This window comes from Dyella sp. SG609 (genome assembly GCF_012275375.1).
Lineage (GTDB): Bacteria > Pseudomonadota > Gammaproteobacteria > Xanthomonadales > Rhodanobacteraceae > Dyella_D > Dyella_D marensis.
Window position 1 is genome coordinate 457,750 of the sequence record NZ_JAAZQJ010000003.1, and the last position, 18,188, is coordinate 475,937.

Below are 18,188 nucleotides of genomic sequence, written 5' to 3' on the forward strand. Positions count from 1 at the left end.
TCCAGGACACCGCTCCATGGCTGCCGCAAGCGCAAGCGCGTTCGACACCTTCAAGCAGATCACCCGCCGCGGGGCCGGTGCGCCCATCGTGATGCTGGCCGCGCTGGCGATGGTGATGCTGCCGATGCCGCCGTTCCTGCTGGACATGCTGTTCAGCTTCAACATCGCGCTGTCGCTGGTGATCCTGCTGGCGGTGATCTACGTGATGCGGCCGCTGGAATTCGCCGCGTTTCCCACCGTGGTGCTGATGGCCACCCTGCTGCGCCTGGCGCTGAACATCGCCTCCACCCGCGTGGTGCTGCTGCACGGGCATAACGGCCCGGGCGCGGCGGGCAAGGTGATCGAGGCCTTCGGCGAATTCGTCATCGGCGGCAATTTCGCGGTGGGCCTGGTGGTGTTCGCCATCCTCACCATCATCAACTTCGTGGTGGTGACCAAGGGCGCCACGCGCGTGTCCGAAGTGACCGCGCGCTTCACCCTGGACGCCATGCCCGGCAAGCAGATGGCGATCGACGCCGACCTCAACGCCGGCCTGCTCACTCAGGAACAGGCGCGCGAGCGCCGCCAGGAAGTGCGCGAGGAAGCGGACTTCTACGGCTCGATGGACGGCGCCTCCAAGTTCGTGCGCGGCGACGCCACGGCGGGCATCCTGATCCTGGTGATCAATATCGTCGGCGGCTTCTTCGTCGGCGTGATGCAGCACGGCCTCAGCGCCGGCGACGCGGCCAAGACCTACACCTTGCTCACCATCGGCGACGGCCTTGTCGCGCAGGTGCCGGCGCTGATGCTGTCGATCGCCACCGCGGTGATCGTCACCCGCGTCTCGCGCGCCCAGGACATGGGCAAGCAGGTGCTCGGCCAGGTGTTCGGCCAGCCGCGCGCGCTGGCGGTGGCCGGCGTGGTGCTGGGCGTGATGGGCCTGGTGCCCGGCATGCCGAACATCGCCTTCCTGCTGCTGGGCGCGATCTGCGGCGGCTCCGCGTGGATGATGCTCAAGCGCGAGCGCGAGACGCGCGCCAGGCTGGCCGAGGAAGCCATCGCCGAAGCCGCGCCCGCCGCGGCGCCGGCCGAGCGCCTGGAGCTGGGCTGGGAAGATGTCGCCGGCGTCGATCCTGTGGGCCTGGAAGTGGGTTATCGCCTGATCCCGCTGGTGGACAAGAACCAGGGCGGCGAGCTGATGGGGCGGATCAAGTCGGTGCGCCGCAAGCTGTCGCAGGAGCTGGGCTTCCTGGTCCCGCCGGTGCACATCCGCGACAACCTCGACCTGGGCCCCAACACCTATCGCATCACCCTGATGGGCGTGCCGATGGGCGAGGCCGAGGTGCACAACGAGCGCCTGCTGGCGATCAATCCCGGCCGCGTGCACGGCAGCTTGCAAGGCATTGCCACGCGCGATCCGGCCTTCGGCCTGGAAGCGGTGTGGATCGAATCCGGCCAGCGCGACAACGCGCAGGCGCTGGGCTACACCGTGGTCGACCCCGCCACCGTGGTGGCCACGCATCTGTCGCACATCCTGCAGGGCCACGCGCACGAACTGCTCAGCCACCAGGACGTGCAGCAGCTGCTGGACCGCCTCGCCGCCGCCGCGCCGAAGCTGGTGGAAGACCTGGTGCCCAAGCGCATGTCGCTGGGCGTGGTGGTGAAGGTGCTGCAGAACCTGCTGGCCGAGCGGGTGCCGATCCGCAACATGCGTTCCATCGTCGAATCCTTGGCGGAACACGCGGGCCAGAGTCAGGATCCCGGCGCGCTCACCGCCGCCGTGCGCGTGGCGCTGGGCCGCCAGATCGTGCAGGAGATCGCCGGCCTGGGCACCGAGATCCCGGTCATCACGCTGGCGCCGGAACTGGAGCAGATCCTGCTCGGTTCGCTGGCCAATGGCGGCGTGGCGGGCGCCGCGGTGGAACCGGGCCTGGCCGACCGCCTGCAGAGCGGCGTCGCCGACGCCGCGCGCCGCCAGGAAATGGGCGGCGAACCGGCCGTGCTGCTGGTCGCGCCGCAGCTGCGGCCGTGGCTCGCGCGCTTCACCCGCCACGTGGCACAGAACCTGCACGTACTGGCTTACAACGAGGTGCCCGACAACCGTCGGGTGCGTTTGGTGCAGGCGCTGGGACGTTGAGTGGGGGAATAGGGAATGGGGAATAGAGAATCGGAAAAGCAAGGCTGCCGCGACTTGTGCGTGTTGCGCCCGCAGGTAGTGAAAAACTCATGGTCGACTTGCCGGCAAACAGCGCGGCTTGCCTATTCCCTATTCCCTATTCCCTATTCCCTATTCCCCGGGCGCAAGGAAAACCTTTTCATGAAAATAAAGCGTTTCGTAGCGCCCGACATGCGCCAGGCCATGCGCGAAGTGCGCGAGGAACAAGGCCCCGACGCGGTCATTCTTTCCACGCGCCGTCTCGACGAGGGCGTGGAGATCATCGCCGCTGTCGACTACGACGAATCCCTGGTGCGCGAGGCCGCGCGCTCGGGCGAACCGTTGCCGACCGAAGTGCGCATCGTGCGCGAGCGCGCGGCGGAACCGCCGGTGCTGCCGCCCAAGCCGCGGCGTGCGCCGGCGCCCGCGCCGGTGGCTCCCGTTGCCGCGCCCGCGCAGCGTGCACCGGTAGCGCCGGTTGCCGCGCCCGTCGCCGCCGCACCGGTCATCGCGGCAAAACCCGAACCCGCCGCCGCACCCGCCGAACCGGCCCCGCTGCATCCGATGGTGGAGCAGGCCGCGCTCGACACCGCGCGCATGCGCGCCGAGCTCGGCAGCCTGCGCGAACTGCTGGAATCTCAGATGGCTTCGCTCGCATGGAACGACCTGCAACGCCGCCATCCGCTGCGCGGCCGCGTGCTGCGCGACATGACGCGCATCGGCATCGAGCCGGACGTGGCGCGCCGCCTCGCCGACGAACTGCCCGACCGCCTCAGCGCCGACCAGGCGCGCTATCTGCCGCTGGGCGTGCTCAGCCGCAGCCTCGCCGTCACCGGCTACGACGTCGCCGCCAGCGGCGGCGTGGTGGCCCTGGTCGGACCGACCGGCGTGGGCAAGACCACCACCATCGCCAAGCTCGCCGCGCGCGCCGTGCTGCGCCATGGCGCTTCGCAGGTGGCCCTGGTCAGCACCGACAACTACCGCATCGGCGCCGCCGCGCAGCTGGAGCACTACGGCCGCCTGCTCGGCACCCGCGTGTTTCCCGCGCACGATGCCGAAAGCCTGCGCGAAGTGCTCGACGTGCTGCGCGGCCGCCGCGTGGTGCTGGTCGACACCGCCGGCGTGGCCGGCAGCGATCCGCGCCTGGAGCAGCAGATGCAACTGCTGCGCGCCGCCGGCGAACTGCGCACCTGCCTGGTGCTGGCCGCCAATGCGCAGGCGCAGGCGATCGACGACATGGTGCGCGCCTTCCTGCCGCAGCAGCCGCAGGCGTGCATCCTCACCAAGCTCGACGAAGCGCCCAGCCTGGGCGGCGCGCTGTCCGCGCTGATCCGCCACCGGCTGCCGCTGGACTACACCACCGACGGCCAGCGCGTGCCCGAAGACCTCGCCACCGCCGATGCGCGCGTGCTGGTCTGCCGCGCCGCGCAGGTGCTCAAGGGCAATGCGCCGGCGGTGGACGAAGGCTATATGGCCGAGCGCTTCGGCCTGGCCGTGGCGGGTGCACGATGACCACGCTGGCGATGGACCAGGCCTGGGGCCTGAGCAATCTGTTCTCGGCTTTTCATTCTTCCGGCAACGATGACGTGCGCCCGCTCTCCGCAGGCGCGGGCCATTCGCTGCCCGCCGCGCCGCCGCGCCGCTGCCGCGCGATCGCCGTGGCCGGCGGCAAGGGCGGCGTGGGCAAGTCCACCGTGGCGGTGAACCTCGGCATGTCGCTGGCCATGGCCGGGCGCGAGGTGGCGCTGCTGGATGCGGACCTGGGCCTGGCCAACCTGGACGTGCTGCTCGGCCTGCAGCCGTCGCGGCATATCGGCCACCTGCTGGACGGCAGCTGCTCGCTCGGCGAATTGATGCTGCCGGCGCCGCACGGGCTGAAGGTGATCCCGGCCGGCTCCGGCGCGCGCCGCCTGGCCCAGCTGGATACGCGCGAGCACGCCGCGGTGATCCGCGCTTTCGACGAACTGCCCGATCCGCCGGAATTCCTGATCGTGGACACCGCCGCCGGCGTGGCCGACAACGTGGTGATGTTCGCCGCGGCGGCCGACGACGTGGTGCTGGTGGTCTGCGACGAGCCGGCCTCGCTCACCGACGCCTACGCGCTGACCAAGGTGCTCAGCCGCGACTTCTGCGTGCGGCGCTTCCACGTGGTGGCCAACATGGTGCGCCACGCCGGCGAGGCGCGGCAGCTGTACGAGAAGCTGGCCCGCGTGTGCGACCGGTTTCTGGACGTGGCGCTGGATTTCATGGGCGCGGTTCCTTACGACGAACACCTGCGCCAGGCCATCCGCCGCCAGGGCGCGGTGGTGGATCTGTGGCCGGCCAGCCGGTCCGCACGGGGATTCAAGCAAATGGCGGGTGCGGTCGATACATGGGGAGAACCCCTGCGCACGGGTCGCGACCGCATCGCCTTTTTTGGAGGGCAGGTCGCCATGGCGCCGGACCCGGTACGCGAGGGGGGTGTGAGATGAGCGTGGCTTCCGAATATCTGCAACTGCAACGCGAAAGCACGGAGGAGATGGTGCGCCGGCACGCTCCGCTGGTGCGCCGTATCGCCTATCACCTGATGGGCCGGCTGCCGCCCAGCGTGGACGTGGACGACCTGGTGCAGGCCGGCATGATCGGCCTGCTGGAAGCGGCGCGGAACTATGCGACCGACCGCATGGCCAGCTTCGAGACCTATGCGGGCATCCGCATCCGCGGCGCCATGCTGGACGAGCTGCGCAAGACCGATTGGACGCCGCGCTCGGTGCACCGCAAGTTGCGCGAAGTCTCGGAGGTGGTGCGCCAGATCGAGAACGAAACGGGCGCCGACGCCACCGACGCCGAGGTCATCCGGCGGCTGGGCATCGACGCGCAGGAGTACCACCAGATCCTGGCCGACGCGGCCAGCGCGCGCCTGCTCAGCCTCTCCGCGCCGGAGGACGACGAGGACGGCGCCGCGCTCGACGTGGCCGACCAGGAAGGCCTGGGGCCGCAGGACCGCTTCGAGCAGGAAGGCATGCGCGGGGCGCTGGTGGAGGCGATCGGCGGGTTGCCGGAGCGCGAGCAGCTGGTGATGTCGCTGTACTACGAGCAGGAACTGAATTTGAAGGAGATCGGCGCCGTGCTCGGCGTGACGGAATCGCGGGTGTGCCAGATCCATGGGCAGGCGCTGATCCGGTTGCGTGCACGGATGACCGGTTGGCGCGAAGCCGAAGACGCCAAGGGCGCCGGCGGCGGGCGCCGCGGCGGCACGAAGTCCGCGGCCGCGGCGACGCGCTGAGCTCCGAACCAGACCCCTCAAACCCCACTAGGACCCCTGGAGCCGACGTTGGACAAGAACATGAAAATCCTCGTGGTGGACGACTTCTCCACCATGCGGCGCATCGTGCGCAACCTGCTGGTGGAGCTGGGCTTCACCAATGCGCTGATCCAGGAAGCCGACGACGGCGTCAATGCCATGGCGGTGCTCAAGCAGCAGTCGTTCGACATGGTGGTGACCGACTGGAACATGCCGAACATGACCGGCATCGACCTGCTGCGCGCGATCCGCGCCGAGCCCGCGCTGAAAGGCCTGCCGGTGCTGATGGTCACCGCCGAGAACAACCGCGACCAGATCATCGCCGCCGCCCAGGCCGGCGTGAACGGTTACATCGTCAAGCCCTTCACCGCGGTCACGCTGAAGGAAAAGCTGGACAAGATCTTCGAGCGGCTCGCCGCGCAAGGAGCAAGCGCATGAGCGCCGTGATGATTACCCCCATGAGCGCGGCGTTGCCGCAGGAAGTGCAGGAGCTGCTGGCCAGCCCCGACGGCGCCGCCTTCGAGCTGGCGCTGGACACCATGGTGCGCCAGCGCGAGCAGCACCTGTTCCGCGCGCTGGGCCTCTTGGCCCGCGACCTGCACGAAGCCGTGCGCCGCCTCGGCGGCGAGCTGGCCCAGGAAGGCGTGCCCGGCAGCGTGGCCGACGCGCGCCAGCATCTGCACGACGTGCTGGAGATGAGCGCCAAGGCCGCCCATCGCAGCATCGATTTCGCCGAGCGCATGCGCCCGCAGGCCAGCGCGCTGGAAAGCAGCGCCGATGCCGTGCTGGCCGGCGGCGGCGAAGCGGCGGAGCTGGCGACGCAGGCGCGGCAGTTTGCCGGGCAGTGCCGCGAAGGGCTGTCGGACATGGTGATGGCGCAGTCGTGGCAGGACCTGTCCGGCCAGCGCATCAAGAAAGTGTCCACCTTTATCGGCAGCGTGGAATCCTCGCTGCTGGAACTGGTGCGCCTCACCGGCGCGCTGGCCGGCGGCGAAGCGCCGGTGGCCGCGGCCAAGGTGAACAGCCAGGACGAGGCGGACCGCCTGCTCAGCGAATTCGGTTTCTGAGCGCGGGGTTCCGATGGATCCGTCACTCGACAGCGAGCTGCGCGACGATTTCCTGGTCGAGGCCGGGGAACTGGTGCAGCGCCTGGGCGAACAGCTGGTGGCGCTGGAGGAAGCGCCGCGCGACGCCGAACTGCTCAATGCGGTGTTCCGCGCCTTCCACACGGTGAAGGGCGGCGCGGGCTTCCTCGGCATCGACCCGATGGTGCAGCTGTGCCATCACGCCGAGGACCTGCTCAACGAAGCGCGCGCCGGCCACGTGCTGATCGATGCGGCGCGGATGGACGCATTGCTGGAAGCGCTGGACCTGGTCAACGCGATGATGGCCGCGCTCGCCGCGTCCGGCGACATGCCGGTGGCGCCCGCGGCGCTGCTGGTGCGGCTGCAGCCGCATGCGGCACGAGCGCCGGCTCCGGCGCCTGCCCCCGTGCCGGCCCCCGCGCCGGCGGCGGAGGAGAGCGGCACCATCGACGACAGTGAATTCGAGGCGCTGCTCGACAGTCTCTACGGCATGGGCGGCGCGCCGGGTGCACCGGTGCAGCCGCCGGCGTCCGAGACGATCGACGACGCCGAGTTCGAAAACCTGCTGGACAACCTGCACGGCAAGGGCAAGGCGCCCGGCGCGCCGGTGCAGCCGTCGGCCGGCACCATCGACGACAGCGAGTTCGAAGCGCTGCTCGACAGCCTGCATGGCAAGGGCGCCGCACCCGGCGCCGCGGCGAAGGCTGCCGCAGCGCCCGCGCCGGCCAAAGCCGCGGCAAAGGCCGCGCCGCCGCCGGAAGCCACCGTGCGCGTGGACACCGGCCGCCTCGATGCGCTGGTCAACCGCGCCGGCGAACTGGTGCTGGTGCGCAATCGATTGCTGAGCCTCGCCGCCAGTAGCGGCGACGAACCGTTCAACACCGCGGCCGGCGAACTCGATCGCGTGGCCGACGAACTGCAGGGCGCCGTGCTCGGCATGCGCATGCAGCCGGTGGGCCGCTTGTTCCAGCGCTTCCCGCGCATCGTGCGCGATCTGGCCCGCCAGCTCGGCAAGGAGATCGAGCTGGTGCTGGAAGGCGAGGACACCGACCTGGACCGCAGCCTGGTCGAGGCGCTGGCCGATCCGCTGATTCACCTGCTGCGCAACGCGGTCGACCACGGCCTGGAAACGCCGGACGTGCGCGAAAGCGCCGGCAAGCCGCGCAAGGGCCGCGTGCGCCTCGCGGCCAGCCAGCGCGGCGAGCGCATCGTGATCGTGGTGGCCGACGACGGCCGCGGCATGGATCCGGACATCCTGCGCCGCAAGGCGGTGGAGAAGGGCGTGATCGACGCGGCGCAGGCCGCGCGCCTGTCCGAGACCGAATGCCTGGAATTGATTTTCCGCCCAGGCTTCAGCACCGCCGCGCAGGTGTCCGACATCTCCGGCCGCGGCGTCGGCATGGACGTGGTCAAGACGCGCGTGGCGGAACTGGGCGGCACCTTGCAGGTGCGCTCGAAGCTGGGGCAGGGCAGCGAGCTTGAGCTGACCGTGCCGCTGACGCTGGCGATCGTGCGCGTGCTGATGGTGCGCGTCGGCGCGCGCCTGTTCGCGATGCCGCTGAGCAACGTGGACGAAGTATTCGAACTCTCCGCCGGGCAGGACCGCCTGCTCGACGGCAGCCTGATCGCCGCGCACCGCGACCGCGCGCTGCCGCTGGGCGACCTGGCCGCATGGTCGGCGGCCGCGCCGACGGCGGGCCGCCACGTGGTGGTGCTGCATATCGGCCACCAGCGCCTGGGCTGCCTGGTGCACGACGTGCTCGGCCGCGAGGACGTGATGGTCAAGCCGCTGGGCCCGCTGTTCGCCGGCACCGCCGGCGTGGCCGGCGCGACCATCACCGGCGACGGGCGTCTGGCCCTGGTGCTGGACCTGGCGGGCCTGGCCGGCGAAGGCGGTCCGTGGCAGCTGGCGCCGCGGCTATCCCCAACCTTAGAAGCGGTGGTCTGACATGGATCTGGTTAGCATCATCGGCACGATCCTGGCCTTCGTGGTCGTGATCCTCGGCACCATCCTCAAGGGTTCCAGCGTGGAAGCGCTGTGGAACCCCGCGGCCTTCGTGATCGTCTTCGCCGGTACCATCGCCGCCCTGCTGGTGCAGACCCAGGGCAAGGTGCTCAAGCATGCGATGGGCATGCTGCCGATGATCTACAAGCCGCCCAGGCACGTGCCCAACGATCTGATCAGCCGCGTGATCGGCTGGAGCGAGATCTCGCGCCGCCAGGGCCTGCTCGGCCTGGAGCCGCAGATCGAGTCCGAGCAGGATCCGTTCGTGCGCAAGGGCCTGCAGCTGCTGGTCGACGGCAGCGAGCCGGAAGCGATCCGCGGCGTGCTGGAAGTGGAGCAGGACACGCGCGAGCACGAGGACCTGGCCGGCGCGAAAGTGTTCGAGCAGGCCGGCATCTACTCGCCGACCATGGGCATCATCGGCGCCGTGATGGGCCTGATGGCCGTGATGCAGAACCTGGCCGACCCCAGCAAGCTGGGCCACGGCATCGCCGCGGCTTTCGTCGCCACCATCTACGGCGTGGCGCTGGCCAACCTGCTGATGCTGCCGATGTCCTCGCGCCTGAAGGGCATGATCCACAAGCAGGGCAAGATGCGCGAGATCATCATCGAAGGCCTGGTCTCGATCGCCCGCGGCGACAACCCGCGCCAGATCGAAAGCCGCCTGCAGGGCTACCTCACATGAGGAAGAAGAAGCACGAGGACCACGTCAATCACGAGGCCTGGGCGATCCCCTACGCCGACCTGATGACGCTGCTGCTCGCGTTCTTCGTGGTGATGTACGCGGTGTCGGTGGTGAACGAGGGCAAGTACCGCGTGATGTCCGAGTCGATCATCGAAGCCTTCAACGGCAACAACAAGCAGATCCAGCCGGTACAGACCAACAGCGCGACCGCGCCCGCGCCGGTGCCGGCCAAGCGCTCGACCAGCACCACGCCGCCGTCGCTGCGCCCGCGCCTGGCCGTGGCGCTGCCGAGCCAGTCGCTGCCGCCGCAGATGACCCAGGGCGCGCTGACCACGCGCGAGAATGCGCAGGAAAACCTGCAGAAGATCCAGGACGAAGTGCAGCACGCGCTGCAGCCGCTGATCGACCGGAGCCTGGTGGTGGTGCGCCGCACGCAGAGCTGGCTGGAGATCGAGATCCGCACCGACATCCTGTTCCCCAGCGGCGTGGCGCGGCTGTCGCCCGAGGCGGACACCACGCTGCGCAGCGTGGCCGGCATTCTGTCGCCGTTCCCCAATCCGCTGCGGGTGGAAGGCTATACCGACGACAAGCCGATCAATACCTCGGTCTTTCCGTCGAACTGGGAGCTGTCCGCCGCGCGTGCGGCGAGCGTGGCGCGGCTGTTCGCCGACAATGGCGTGGATCCGAACCGCATCGGCATCATGGGCTGGGGGCAGTACCGCCCCGCCGCGGACAATGCGAACGAAGAAGGCCGCAACCGCAACCGCCGCGTGCTGGTGGTGGTGCTGGGCGACCAGCAGGGTCCGGCGCGCTTCTACAGCGATGCCGATCGCGCGGAGCCGGCGGTGGCGCAGGCCGCGCCGGCGAGCGCGCCGGATGCGCCGGCGCCGGTCATGCACGTTGTTGCGCCACCGGCGGAACATGCCGTGTTGCCGGAAGCGATGCCCGCGGTCGCCGTGCCCGCGGTGCCGACCGGCAGTCTGCCGGTGGCCGCGAAGTTGCGCACGGTGCAGATTGCGCCCGCCGAGAACGGCTGAGCTGCGCGCCGCCATGACTTATCGAGAGAGTTACGCATGAACGAGGACCGCGCTTCCGCGCCGCCCGCCGAACGCGGCTGGCTGATCTTTCATCTGGCCGGGCAGCCGTATGCGGCGCCGCTGACGCAGGTGAGCGAGGTGGTGCGCGATGGGGATATCACGCCGGTGCCGGGGGCGGCGGCGGATCTGCTTGGCATTCGCCAGTTGCGCGGGCGCATTGTGCCGGTGCTGGATGGGTGCCGGCGGCTGGGCTTGCCGGTTGATGCTGGCGAGAGTGCGCGGAGGCGGATTGTGGTGTTGTCGCACCAGGGGCACCTTGTCGGGTTGCGTGTGGATGCCGTTGGCGATCTGCTCGATGTGAGTGGAGAGGTGGTGGCGGCGCCGCCGGGGAGGGTGGTTCGTGAGGACGATCCGGTGGAGGGGGTGGCGCCTTGCGCGGGTGGGTTTGTTGCGTTGTTGGATGTGAGGCGGCTTTGCCGCTTGCCGGAGGGGTTGGAGGCTGTCGCCTGATCTGAGGCGCTTCCTACTCGTCATCCCGGCGTAGGCCGGGATCCAGTAGCGGTATCGCTCGGTTGTCGCTGGCCGCTAACTGGCCGCTTATGCAGCGGGCATTCCGGACGCCTGCCGGCGCCCGGAATGCCCGCTGCATAAGCGGCCAAGTCGCGACAACCACACCTAGTCGCCACTGGATCCCGGCCTACGCCGGGATGACGAGCAAAGCGAGGCGCAGCCTCACCCCTCCTCAGACGCGCGATAAACGCTGCTCAAGACAGCCGCGGCAGCCGCATACAACTCCACCGGAATATCGGCGCGCAACTTAAGCGCAGCAAGCAACGCCCCCACCTGCGCATCATGATGCAACGCAATCCCCAACCCCCGCGCCCGCGCCAACAACTGCTCCAACGCCTCCGGCGGCAACGCAGGCGACGCAGCCCCACCCGCGGCCACGCGCAAAGTCACCTTGCGGCTCGGCGGAGGCAAGGCCTGCGTCATGCGGTCGCCTTCAGCAGCACCGCGCTGCGCGAACCCGGCGGCTGCGGCATGCCGGTCTGGCAGGTGAGCTGATCCAGCAGCAGGCCATTGGCCGTGAGCTGATGGCTGAGATCGCCGAACAGCCGCTCCAGACGTATCGTCGTCTCGGCCCGCTGCGCCCACAGCCGCACCGAAAGACGCAGGCCGCGCAACTGCAGCTCGCCCTGCACCGGCCCCAGCCGCGGCAGGTCGATGGCGAAGCCCAGCACCCACGAGGTGGGCTGCTCCGGATCGTCCTCATGCGGCGTCATCTGCAACTGCAGGATGTCCTGACCGCCTTCACCCTGCAGCGGAATCTCGATCATCCACGCGCCGCTGGCCTGGGTCTCCAGCTGCGCCACTTCCAGCCGCGCCAGCGCGGCATGCACTTCGCCGTGCAGGCGCACCAGCAGGCTGTCGACTTCGCCGGGCTGGGCGGATTCGGGCATCGGCGCGCGCGGCTGCGCCACCAGGCCGCGCTGCGCCAGCGGCGGAGCGGTTTCGGCGTGGTCGCTGTTCGGTTGCGGCGGGCTGCCGCGATCCAGCGTGGCGGCCAGGCGGAGCAGGGCGGCTTTCCAATCGTCCTCGCCCAGTTCGCCCAGGTCGGTCTGCGGATGGGCGAGCTGGGATTCCAGGAACAGGCCGCTGCGCTTCACCGCTTCTTTCAGGCCGGCGGCATGCGCGATCTCCACCGGCGTGCGGATGCTGTGTTCCAGCAAGGCCAGCGCCGCGCGCAGCGGCGGCGGCAGCTGGCGCAGCAGCGGACGCTGGGCCAGCGCGCCCAGCGTGGCCAGCAGCGGTGCGTAGCCGTTCTGCTGCGGCAGGCGTTCGCGCAGGGCGCGGCTCACGGCCTGGTCCAGCGGCGGGCCGCCGAGAATTTCCAGCTTCGGTTCCGCGCCCAGGCTCAGCACGCGCACCTGGAACTGCGAGGGCAATTGAGTGCCCGGCGGTTCGGCCTCGACCGTGAGCGAACCGATCTGCAGCACCAGCTTGGCCTGTTCGCTGTAGCCCAGGGTGCGCGCGGCCAGCACGGCGCCGACGCGCCAGCTGTCCGCGCTGGCGCCGGAAGCGGCGCCGGCCCAGGTCAATGCGGCAAGGCTGGTTGGCTGGATGATCACTTCGGCTCCTGGGCTATGAGCGTCACCGGTTTGACGCCTTTGCCATCGCTACACGCATGTCTTCGGCCGGACGCGCAGGAACTTGAGCGGCGATTTTCCGACGCCGCGCCAGGCCATCCGGAAAGTGGGAGCACATTCCGTGCCGGCCACGGAAAAAAAGCCGCGCACCCGGCCTAAAGACGCCCGCGTCCCCGCCGATAACCGCCCTGTAAGCCATCACACAGGCAGGACGGCGGGACATGGGCAAGGCGAAGACGGACAAGGCGGACGGGCGCGTGGCGCTGCCGGCGGACTGCCGCATCGCGGACCTGGCGGCGGTGAAGGCCGCGCTGGAAGCGGCCCTGTCCGCACCCGCCGCGGAGCTGGACGGCGCCGCGGTGGAACGCGTGGACACGGCTGCGCTGCAGTTGCTGGCGGTATTCCGCCGCGAGGCGGCGGCGCGCGGCATGGCGGTGCGGTGGGCGGGCGCCAGCGACGTGCTGCGCGACGGGGCGGCCCGGCTGGGCCTGGCACAGACATTGGAACTGCCGGCAGCGATGCCGGCCTGACGAGGTAGACGATGGCAAAGATCCTGGCGGTAGACGATTCGGCTTCCATGCGCGGCATGGTCGCCTTCACCCTGCGCGGCGCGGGCCACGATGTGAGCGAGGCGGAGAACGGCCAGCTGGCGGTGGACGCCGCCAAGGGCGCGCGTTTCGACCTGGTGCTGGCCGACGTGAACATGCCGGTGATGGACGGCATCAGCATGGTGCGCGAGCTGCGCACCATGCCCGAGTACAAGGGCGTGCCGATCCTGATGCTGACCACCGAGTCGCACACGGACAAGAAGATGGAAGGCAAGGCGGCCGGCGCCACCGGCTGGCTGGTCAAGCCGTTCGATCCGGAGCAGCTGCTGGCCACGGTCAAGCGCGTGCTCGGCTAAGGGCATTCTTATGAGCACGGTGAGCCTGGCGCAGTTTCATCAGACCTTCTTCGACGAGAGCCACGAAGGCCTCGACGCCATGGAGACGGCGCTGCTTGCGCTGGACGGCGGCGGCGACAAGGAACTGGTCCACGGCATCTTCCGTGCGGCCCATTCGATCAAGGGCGGCGCCGCCACGTTCGGTTTCCCGGACATGGCGGCCTTCACCCACGAAGCCGAATCGCTGCTCGACGAGCTGCGCGACGGCCGCCGCGCGGTCGACGCCGGCATCGTGGAGGTGTTGCTGCGCTCGGTGGACTGCCTGCGCGGCATGTTCGCCCGCGCGCAGTCCGGCCAGCCGCTGGCCGACGCCGACAGCGAGGCGCTGCGGCATGAACTGGCCGCGATGGTCGGCCGCACGCTCGCACCGGCCGCCGCGCCGGCGCGGCGCAGCGACGACGCCGCCACCGGCTGGTCGATCGCGTTCCGCCCGCACCGGGGCATGCTGGCCGGCGGCAACGACGCGCTGCGCCTGCTACGCGAACTCGGCGAGCTGGGCGAACTGAAAGCCGAGGCCGAGCTGGACCGGTTGCCCGGCCTGGCCGCGCTCGATCCGTCCGAATGCCACCTCGGCTGGCGCCTGGAACTGCGCGGCGACGTGACCCGCGCCGCGGTGCAAAGCGTGTTCGACTGGGTCGAGGACGAATGCGATCTCACTATCGAAGCGCTGCCCGGTGCGCAGGTGCATCACGCGCCGGTCGTCGCCGAAGCAGCGGCTGCCGTACCCGCTCCCGCGGCCGCGGCACCCAAGGCCGCCGTGCGCGAAGCCGCCGCCACCGAATCCTCGGTGCGCGTGGGGATCGACAAGATCGACAGCCTGATCAACCTGGTGGGCGAGCTGGTGATTACCCAGTCCATGCTCGACACCTTCCGCGAGGACTTCGACGCCTCGCGCCTGGAGATGCTGCAGCAGGGACTGGCCCAGCTGGCGCGCCACACGCGCACGCTGCAGGAAAGCGTGATGGGCATCCGCATGCTGCCGATCGGCTCGGTGTTCAACCGCTTTCCGCGCATGGTCCGCGACCTGAGCCAGAAACTCGGCAAGCAGGTGAAGCTGGACCTGGTCGGCGAACAGACCGAGCTGGACAAGACCGTGCTGGAGAAGATCGGCGACCCGCTGGTGCATCTGGTGCGCAACGCCATCGACCACGGCCTGGAAACCCCCGACCGCCGCCGCGCCGCCGGCAAGGGCGACACCGGCACGCTGCGCCTGGAAGCCTCCCACCGCAACGGCTCGATCGTGGTGGAAATCAGCGACGACGGCGCCGGCCTCAATCGCGAAGCCATCATCGCCAAGGCCTTGCAGCGCGGCCTTATCGCCAGCGCCGAGGGCCTGACCGACGAAGCCGTCGCCGACCTGATCTTCCAGCCCGGCTTCTCCACCGCCGCCGTCACCACCGACCTGTCCGGCCGCGGCGTCGGCATGGACGTGGTCCGCCGCAACGTGGTGGATCTGGGCGGCAGCATCCAGATCCGCAGCGTGGCCGGAAAGGGTTCGGTGTTCACCATCACCTTGCCGCTGACCCTGGCCATCATCGACGGCCTCACCGCCCTGGTCGGCGGCGAGCACTACATCGTGCCGCTGGCCTCGATCATCGAAACCGTACAACTGCGCAGCGAACATCTGCGCACCGTCACCGGCGGCGGCGAACTGTTCCACTTCCGCGACGGCTGGCTCCCCGTCCTGCGCCTGCAGGATGCCTTCGCCTGCCACGGCACCCGCCGCCCGATCGAACAAGGCCTGGTCGTCGTCGTCGAAGGCGACGGCTCCCGCCTCGGCCTGTTCGTCGACGAACTGATCGGCCAGCAGCAAGCGGTGGTGAAGTCGCTGGAAGCCAACTACCGCCGCGTCTCCGGCATCTCCGGCGCAACGATCCTGGCGGACGGTTCCGTCGCCCTGATCGTCGACGTGGCCGGCTTGTCACGCCAACTGTCCCGCCGCCGCGCGGCCTGACGAGCAAAAGAATGAGGTACGCCGCACGGTACGCTCCGCCCGGCCCCTTACCCTGCCCTCTCCCCGGAGGGGAGAGGGGTGGTGTCGTGAGGCAGGCAGGAACGAAGAACAAAAGCTGGCCTCGGTTCTTGAACATCCTCTTCGCCACGGCACGTTGAAGCACCCGCTACGTAAACGCACCGTCGTTTCGTGTAGACCCAGGTTAATCAGGCTACCGCAGCCGCTCACTGCTCCTTCTAGTCGCGTCGCGAGCCTTTGACTTGAGGCTATTTCTCTTTGGTTACTTTCTCTTTGAGCCAGCAAAGAGAAAGTGACCCGGGCGCCGGCAGGCGTCCGGAATGCCCGCTGCATAAGCGGCCAAGTCGCGACAACCCCACCTAGTCGCTACTGGATGATTCGCTTCGCTCACCCCTTCGGGGCCGCCCTACGGGCGTTCTTCGCGCTACGCGCTCGTCCGGCCTACGCCGGGATGACGAGTAGGACGGGCACCCAATCCCCCAGCAAATCCCCCAGGAAAACTCTCAAGCCAACCGTTCACCTGCCGATAACGGCAATACAGGCGCGGTCACCCGCGCAAACGAGACCCCCATGAGCCAGCCATCGCCCGGCGCCGCCGAAGCGGCCCCCACCCAATACCTCACCGTCGGCCTCGGCCCCGAGGAATACGGCCTGGACATCCTGGCCGTCCGCGAAATCCGCGGCTGGACCCCGGTCACCCGCATCCCGCAGGCCCCGCACTACGTGCTGGGCGTGCTCAACCTGCGCGGCGCCATCGTGCCCGTGCTGGACCTGCGCCTGCGCTTCGGCCTGCCGAGCGAGGCATACACCCAGACCACCGTCACCGTGATCGTCACCGTCGCCGGCCGCCTGTTCGGCGTGGTGGTCGACAGCGTGTCGGACGTGCTCGACGTCAACGCCGGCGCGGTGCGCCCGGTGCCGGACATGGGCACCTCCGTGGATACCGAATACCTCAAGGGACTCACCTCCGTGGCAGAGCGCATGGTGCTGCTGCTGGACGTGGACAAACTGCTGCAACCGCAGGACGCGCAGATGCTGGAGGCCGCCTTGCCCGCGGCTATCGACGAGAAGGCCGTGGCCTAAGGAATTCCGATGAAGATCCCCGCAATCAAGTTCAAGCTTCCCGCCATGACCGTCCGCAACCGCCTGCGCGGCGTGCTCGGCCTGCTCGGTCTCATGCTGATCGGCGGCGCCGCCGTCGGCCTCGGCGCCATGCACCTGCAGAACGAGGGCATGCGCCAGATGTACGACGACGAGATGGTGCCGTCGGAAATCGTCAGCCGCATCAACACGCGTTCGCTGATGTCCTTCATCGTGCTGGGCGAGTCCAGCAACCTGCTGGACAAGCCCGACGCGCTCAAGCAGAAGCTCGGCGAGTTCCAGAAGTACCAGGACGAGATGGCCCTGCTGAAGAAGCAGTACGCCGCCATGTCGCGCTCGCCGGAGCTGGATGAGCTGTACAAGAAGTGGCGTTCCACCGACGAGGATTACGCCCAGGCCAAGAAGGACATGCTCGACGCGCTGAACCAGAAGGACCCGGCCGCGTCGGACGTGCTCGAGATGCAGGTGCGCCCGCTCCTGATGGAGCGCCAGGATGCGCTGGCCAAGCTGACCGAAGCGCAGCGCATCGAAGCCAAGCACATCTACGACGCCCAGCTCGCCCGCTTCGGCTGGATCCGCGCGGCCAGCCTGATCGCGCTGATCGCCGGCCTGCTGATCGCCATCGTCGCCGCGGTGATGCTGATCCGCTCGATCATCGGCACGCTGAACCGCGCCGTGCGCATCGCCAACGAGATCGCCGAAGGCAAGCTCGGCCACGACATCGAGGCCGGCCGCAACGATGAGCTCGGCCAGCTGCTCAACGCCTTCCGCAGCATGGACCAGCGCCTCGCCGCCATCGTCGGCGAAGTGCGCCACGGTTCCGGCGCGGTCAGCACCGCCGCGCAGCAGATCGCCCGCGGCAACGACGACCTGAGCCAGCGCACGCAGGAGCAGGCGTCGAGCCTGGAGGAAACGGCTTCTTCGATGGAGGAAATGACCTCGACCGTGAAGCAGAACGCCGAGAACGCCAGCCACGCCAACCAGCTGGCCCGCGGCGCCCGCGAGCAGGCCGAGCGCGGCGGCGAAGTGGTGACCCAGGCGGTCGGCGCGATGCGTGAGATCAACGACTCCAGCCGCAAGATTTCCGACATCGTCAGCCTGATCGACGAGATCGCCTTCCAGACCAACCTGCTGGCGCTCAATGCCGCGGTGGAAGCGGCGCGCGCCGGCGAACAGGGCCGCGGCTTCGCGGTGGTGGCCACCGAAGTGCGCAACCTGGCACAGCGCAGCGCGGGTGCGGCGAAGGAGATCAAGGGCCTGATCGCCGACAGCGCAGAGAAGGTGCGTACCGGCACCGCGCTGGTGGACCAGTCGGGCAAGGCGCTGGCCGAGATCGTGGACAGCGTGAAGAAGGTGACCGACATCGTGGCGGAGATCGCCGCGGCCAGCCAGGAACAGTCGGCCGGCATCGACCAGGTCAACAACGCCGTGACCCAGATGGACGAGATGACCCAGCAGAACGCCGCGCTGGTGGAAGAAGCCGCGGCGGCCGCGCGGGCCATGCAGGAACAGGCCGGCGAGCTGTCGCGCCAGGTGGGCTTCTTCCGCCTGGGCGACGAAGCGGCGGTGGCGGCTCCGGCGCGCAAGGCGGCAGCCACGGCCAGCGCGGAAGCGGAGGCGGTGTTCGCGGCGGTGCGCAGTTCCGCGCCGGTGCGTGCGCAGCGCGCGGTGGAGACGGCTGACGCTGGGGTGTGGAAAGAGTTCTGAGGAGGCGGCTGTAAAGCCCCTCTCCCATCGGGAGAGGGGTTGGGGTGAGGGTACGGGCGGAGCGCAAGGATGATGTACACCGCTCCGCC

The 18,188-nt window shown here is 69.4% G+C and carries 17 protein-coding genes; 15 read left to right on the forward strand and 2 right to left on the reverse strand.

What is annotated here, in order from left to right:
* Positions 1-16 precede the first annotated feature (16 nt).
* The 10 genes from flhA to FHW85_RS08305 all read left to right on the forward strand — a co-directional run bounded on the left by flhA (position 17) and on the right by FHW85_RS08305 (position 10,739).
* Complete coding sequence (gene flhA / locus FHW85_RS08260) at positions 17-2,116, forward strand: flagellar biosynthesis protein FlhA (protein ID WP_167256716.1); 2,100 nt, start codon at positions 17-19, stop codon at positions 2,114-2,116.
* A 180-nt stretch (positions 2,117-2,296) separates the two neighbouring features.
* A complete protein-coding gene (flhF, locus tag FHW85_RS08265; RefSeq protein ID WP_168647933.1) occupies positions 2,297-3,646 on the forward strand; it encodes a flagellar biosynthesis protein FlhF in 1,350 nt (449 codons plus the stop codon).
* Positions 3,643-4,605, forward strand: a complete 963-nt coding sequence (locus FHW85_RS08270) for a MinD/ParA family protein (protein WP_243868124.1) — start codon at positions 3,643-3,645, stop codon at positions 4,603-4,605. The genes flhF and FHW85_RS08270 overlap by 4 nt, the downstream gene beginning before the upstream one ends.
* Complete coding sequence (locus FHW85_RS08275) at positions 4,602-5,399, forward strand: RNA polymerase sigma factor FliA (protein WP_167256718.1); 798 nt, start codon at positions 4,602-4,604, stop codon at positions 5,397-5,399. Before FHW85_RS08270 ends, FHW85_RS08275 begins: the two co-directional genes overlap by 4 nt.
* 48 nt (positions 5,400-5,447) lie before the next feature.
* Positions 5,448-5,855 carry a chemotaxis response regulator CheY gene (cheY, locus tag FHW85_RS08280; RefSeq protein ID WP_167256719.1) on the forward strand — a complete coding sequence of 136 codons (408 nt, stop codon included), beginning with the start codon at positions 5,448-5,450 and terminating at the stop codon, positions 5,853-5,855.
* Positions 5,852-6,484: a protein phosphatase CheZ gene (locus tag FHW85_RS08285; RefSeq protein WP_168647934.1), complete on the forward strand. Its 633-nt coding sequence runs from the start codon at positions 5,852-5,854 to the stop codon at positions 6,482-6,484. The genes cheY and FHW85_RS08285 overlap by 4 nt, the downstream gene beginning before the upstream one ends.
* A gap of 13 nt (positions 6,485-6,497) precedes the next feature.
* On the forward strand, positions 6,498-8,450 hold the full coding sequence (locus FHW85_RS08290; protein ID WP_168647935.1) for a chemotaxis protein CheA: 1,953 nt from the start codon (positions 6,498-6,500) through the stop codon (positions 8,448-8,450).
* A gap of 1 nt (position 8,451) precedes the next feature.
* Positions 8,452-9,192 carry a flagellar motor protein gene (locus tag FHW85_RS08295; RefSeq protein WP_168647936.1) on the forward strand — a complete coding sequence of 247 codons (741 nt, stop codon included), beginning with the start codon at positions 8,452-8,454 and terminating at the stop codon, positions 9,190-9,192.
* A complete protein-coding gene (gene motD / locus FHW85_RS08300) occupies positions 9,189-10,229 on the forward strand; it encodes a flagellar motor protein MotD (RefSeq protein ID WP_168647937.1) in 1,041 nt (346 codons plus the stop codon). The genes FHW85_RS08295 and motD overlap by 4 nt, the downstream gene beginning before the upstream one ends.
* 36 nt (positions 10,230-10,265) lie before the next feature.
* The gene (locus FHW85_RS08305; protein WP_168647938.1) at positions 10,266-10,739 is read left to right on the forward strand and encodes a chemotaxis protein CheW; all 474 of its coding nucleotides are present in this window, start codon (positions 10,266-10,268) and stop codon (positions 10,737-10,739) included.
* A 222-nt stretch (positions 10,740-10,961) separates the two neighbouring features.
* Here the strand turns inward: FHW85_RS08305 and FHW85_RS08310 are convergent, their stop codons facing one another.
* Both FHW85_RS08310 and FHW85_RS08315 read right to left on the reverse strand, forming a co-directional pair.
* Positions 10,962-11,222: a flagellar biosynthesis protein gene (locus tag FHW85_RS08310; RefSeq protein ID WP_168647939.1), complete on the reverse strand. Its 261-nt coding sequence runs from the start codon at positions 11,220-11,222 to the stop codon at positions 10,962-10,964.
* On the reverse strand, positions 11,219-12,358 hold the full coding sequence (locus FHW85_RS08315; RefSeq protein ID WP_167256728.1) for a flagellar hook-length control protein FliK: 1,140 nt from the start codon (positions 12,356-12,358) through the stop codon (positions 11,219-11,221). The genes FHW85_RS08310 and FHW85_RS08315 overlap by 4 nt, the downstream gene beginning before the upstream one ends.
* A 239-nt stretch (positions 12,359-12,597) precedes the next feature.
* Here FHW85_RS08315 and FHW85_RS08320 point away from each other — a divergent pair, with 239 nt between their 5' ends.
* The 5 genes from FHW85_RS08320 (at position 12,598) to FHW85_RS08340 (ending at position 18,099) form a co-directional block, all read left to right on the forward strand.
* A complete protein-coding gene (locus tag FHW85_RS08320; RefSeq protein WP_168647940.1) occupies positions 12,598-12,906 on the forward strand; it encodes an STAS domain-containing protein in 309 nt (102 codons plus the stop codon).
* An 11-nt stretch (positions 12,907-12,917) separates the two neighbouring features.
* Positions 12,918-13,280 carry a response regulator gene (locus FHW85_RS08325; protein WP_167256730.1) on the forward strand — a complete coding sequence of 121 codons (363 nt, stop codon included), beginning with the start codon at positions 12,918-12,920 and terminating at the stop codon, positions 13,278-13,280.
* Positions 13,281-13,290: 10 nt separating this feature from the next.
* On the forward strand, positions 13,291-15,273 hold the full coding sequence (locus FHW85_RS08330; RefSeq protein ID WP_168647941.1) for a chemotaxis protein CheA: 1,983 nt from the start codon (positions 13,291-13,293) through the stop codon (positions 15,271-15,273).
* Positions 15,274-15,861: 588 nt separating this feature from the next.
* Positions 15,862-16,374, forward strand: a complete 513-nt coding sequence (locus FHW85_RS08335) for a chemotaxis protein CheW (protein ID WP_168647942.1) — start codon at positions 15,862-15,864, stop codon at positions 16,372-16,374.
* 9 nt (positions 16,375-16,383) lie between these two features.
* Positions 16,384-18,099: a methyl-accepting chemotaxis protein gene (locus FHW85_RS08340; protein WP_168647943.1), complete on the forward strand. Its 1,716-nt coding sequence runs from the start codon at positions 16,384-16,386 to the stop codon at positions 18,097-18,099.
* Positions 18,100-18,188 lie beyond the last annotated feature (89 nt).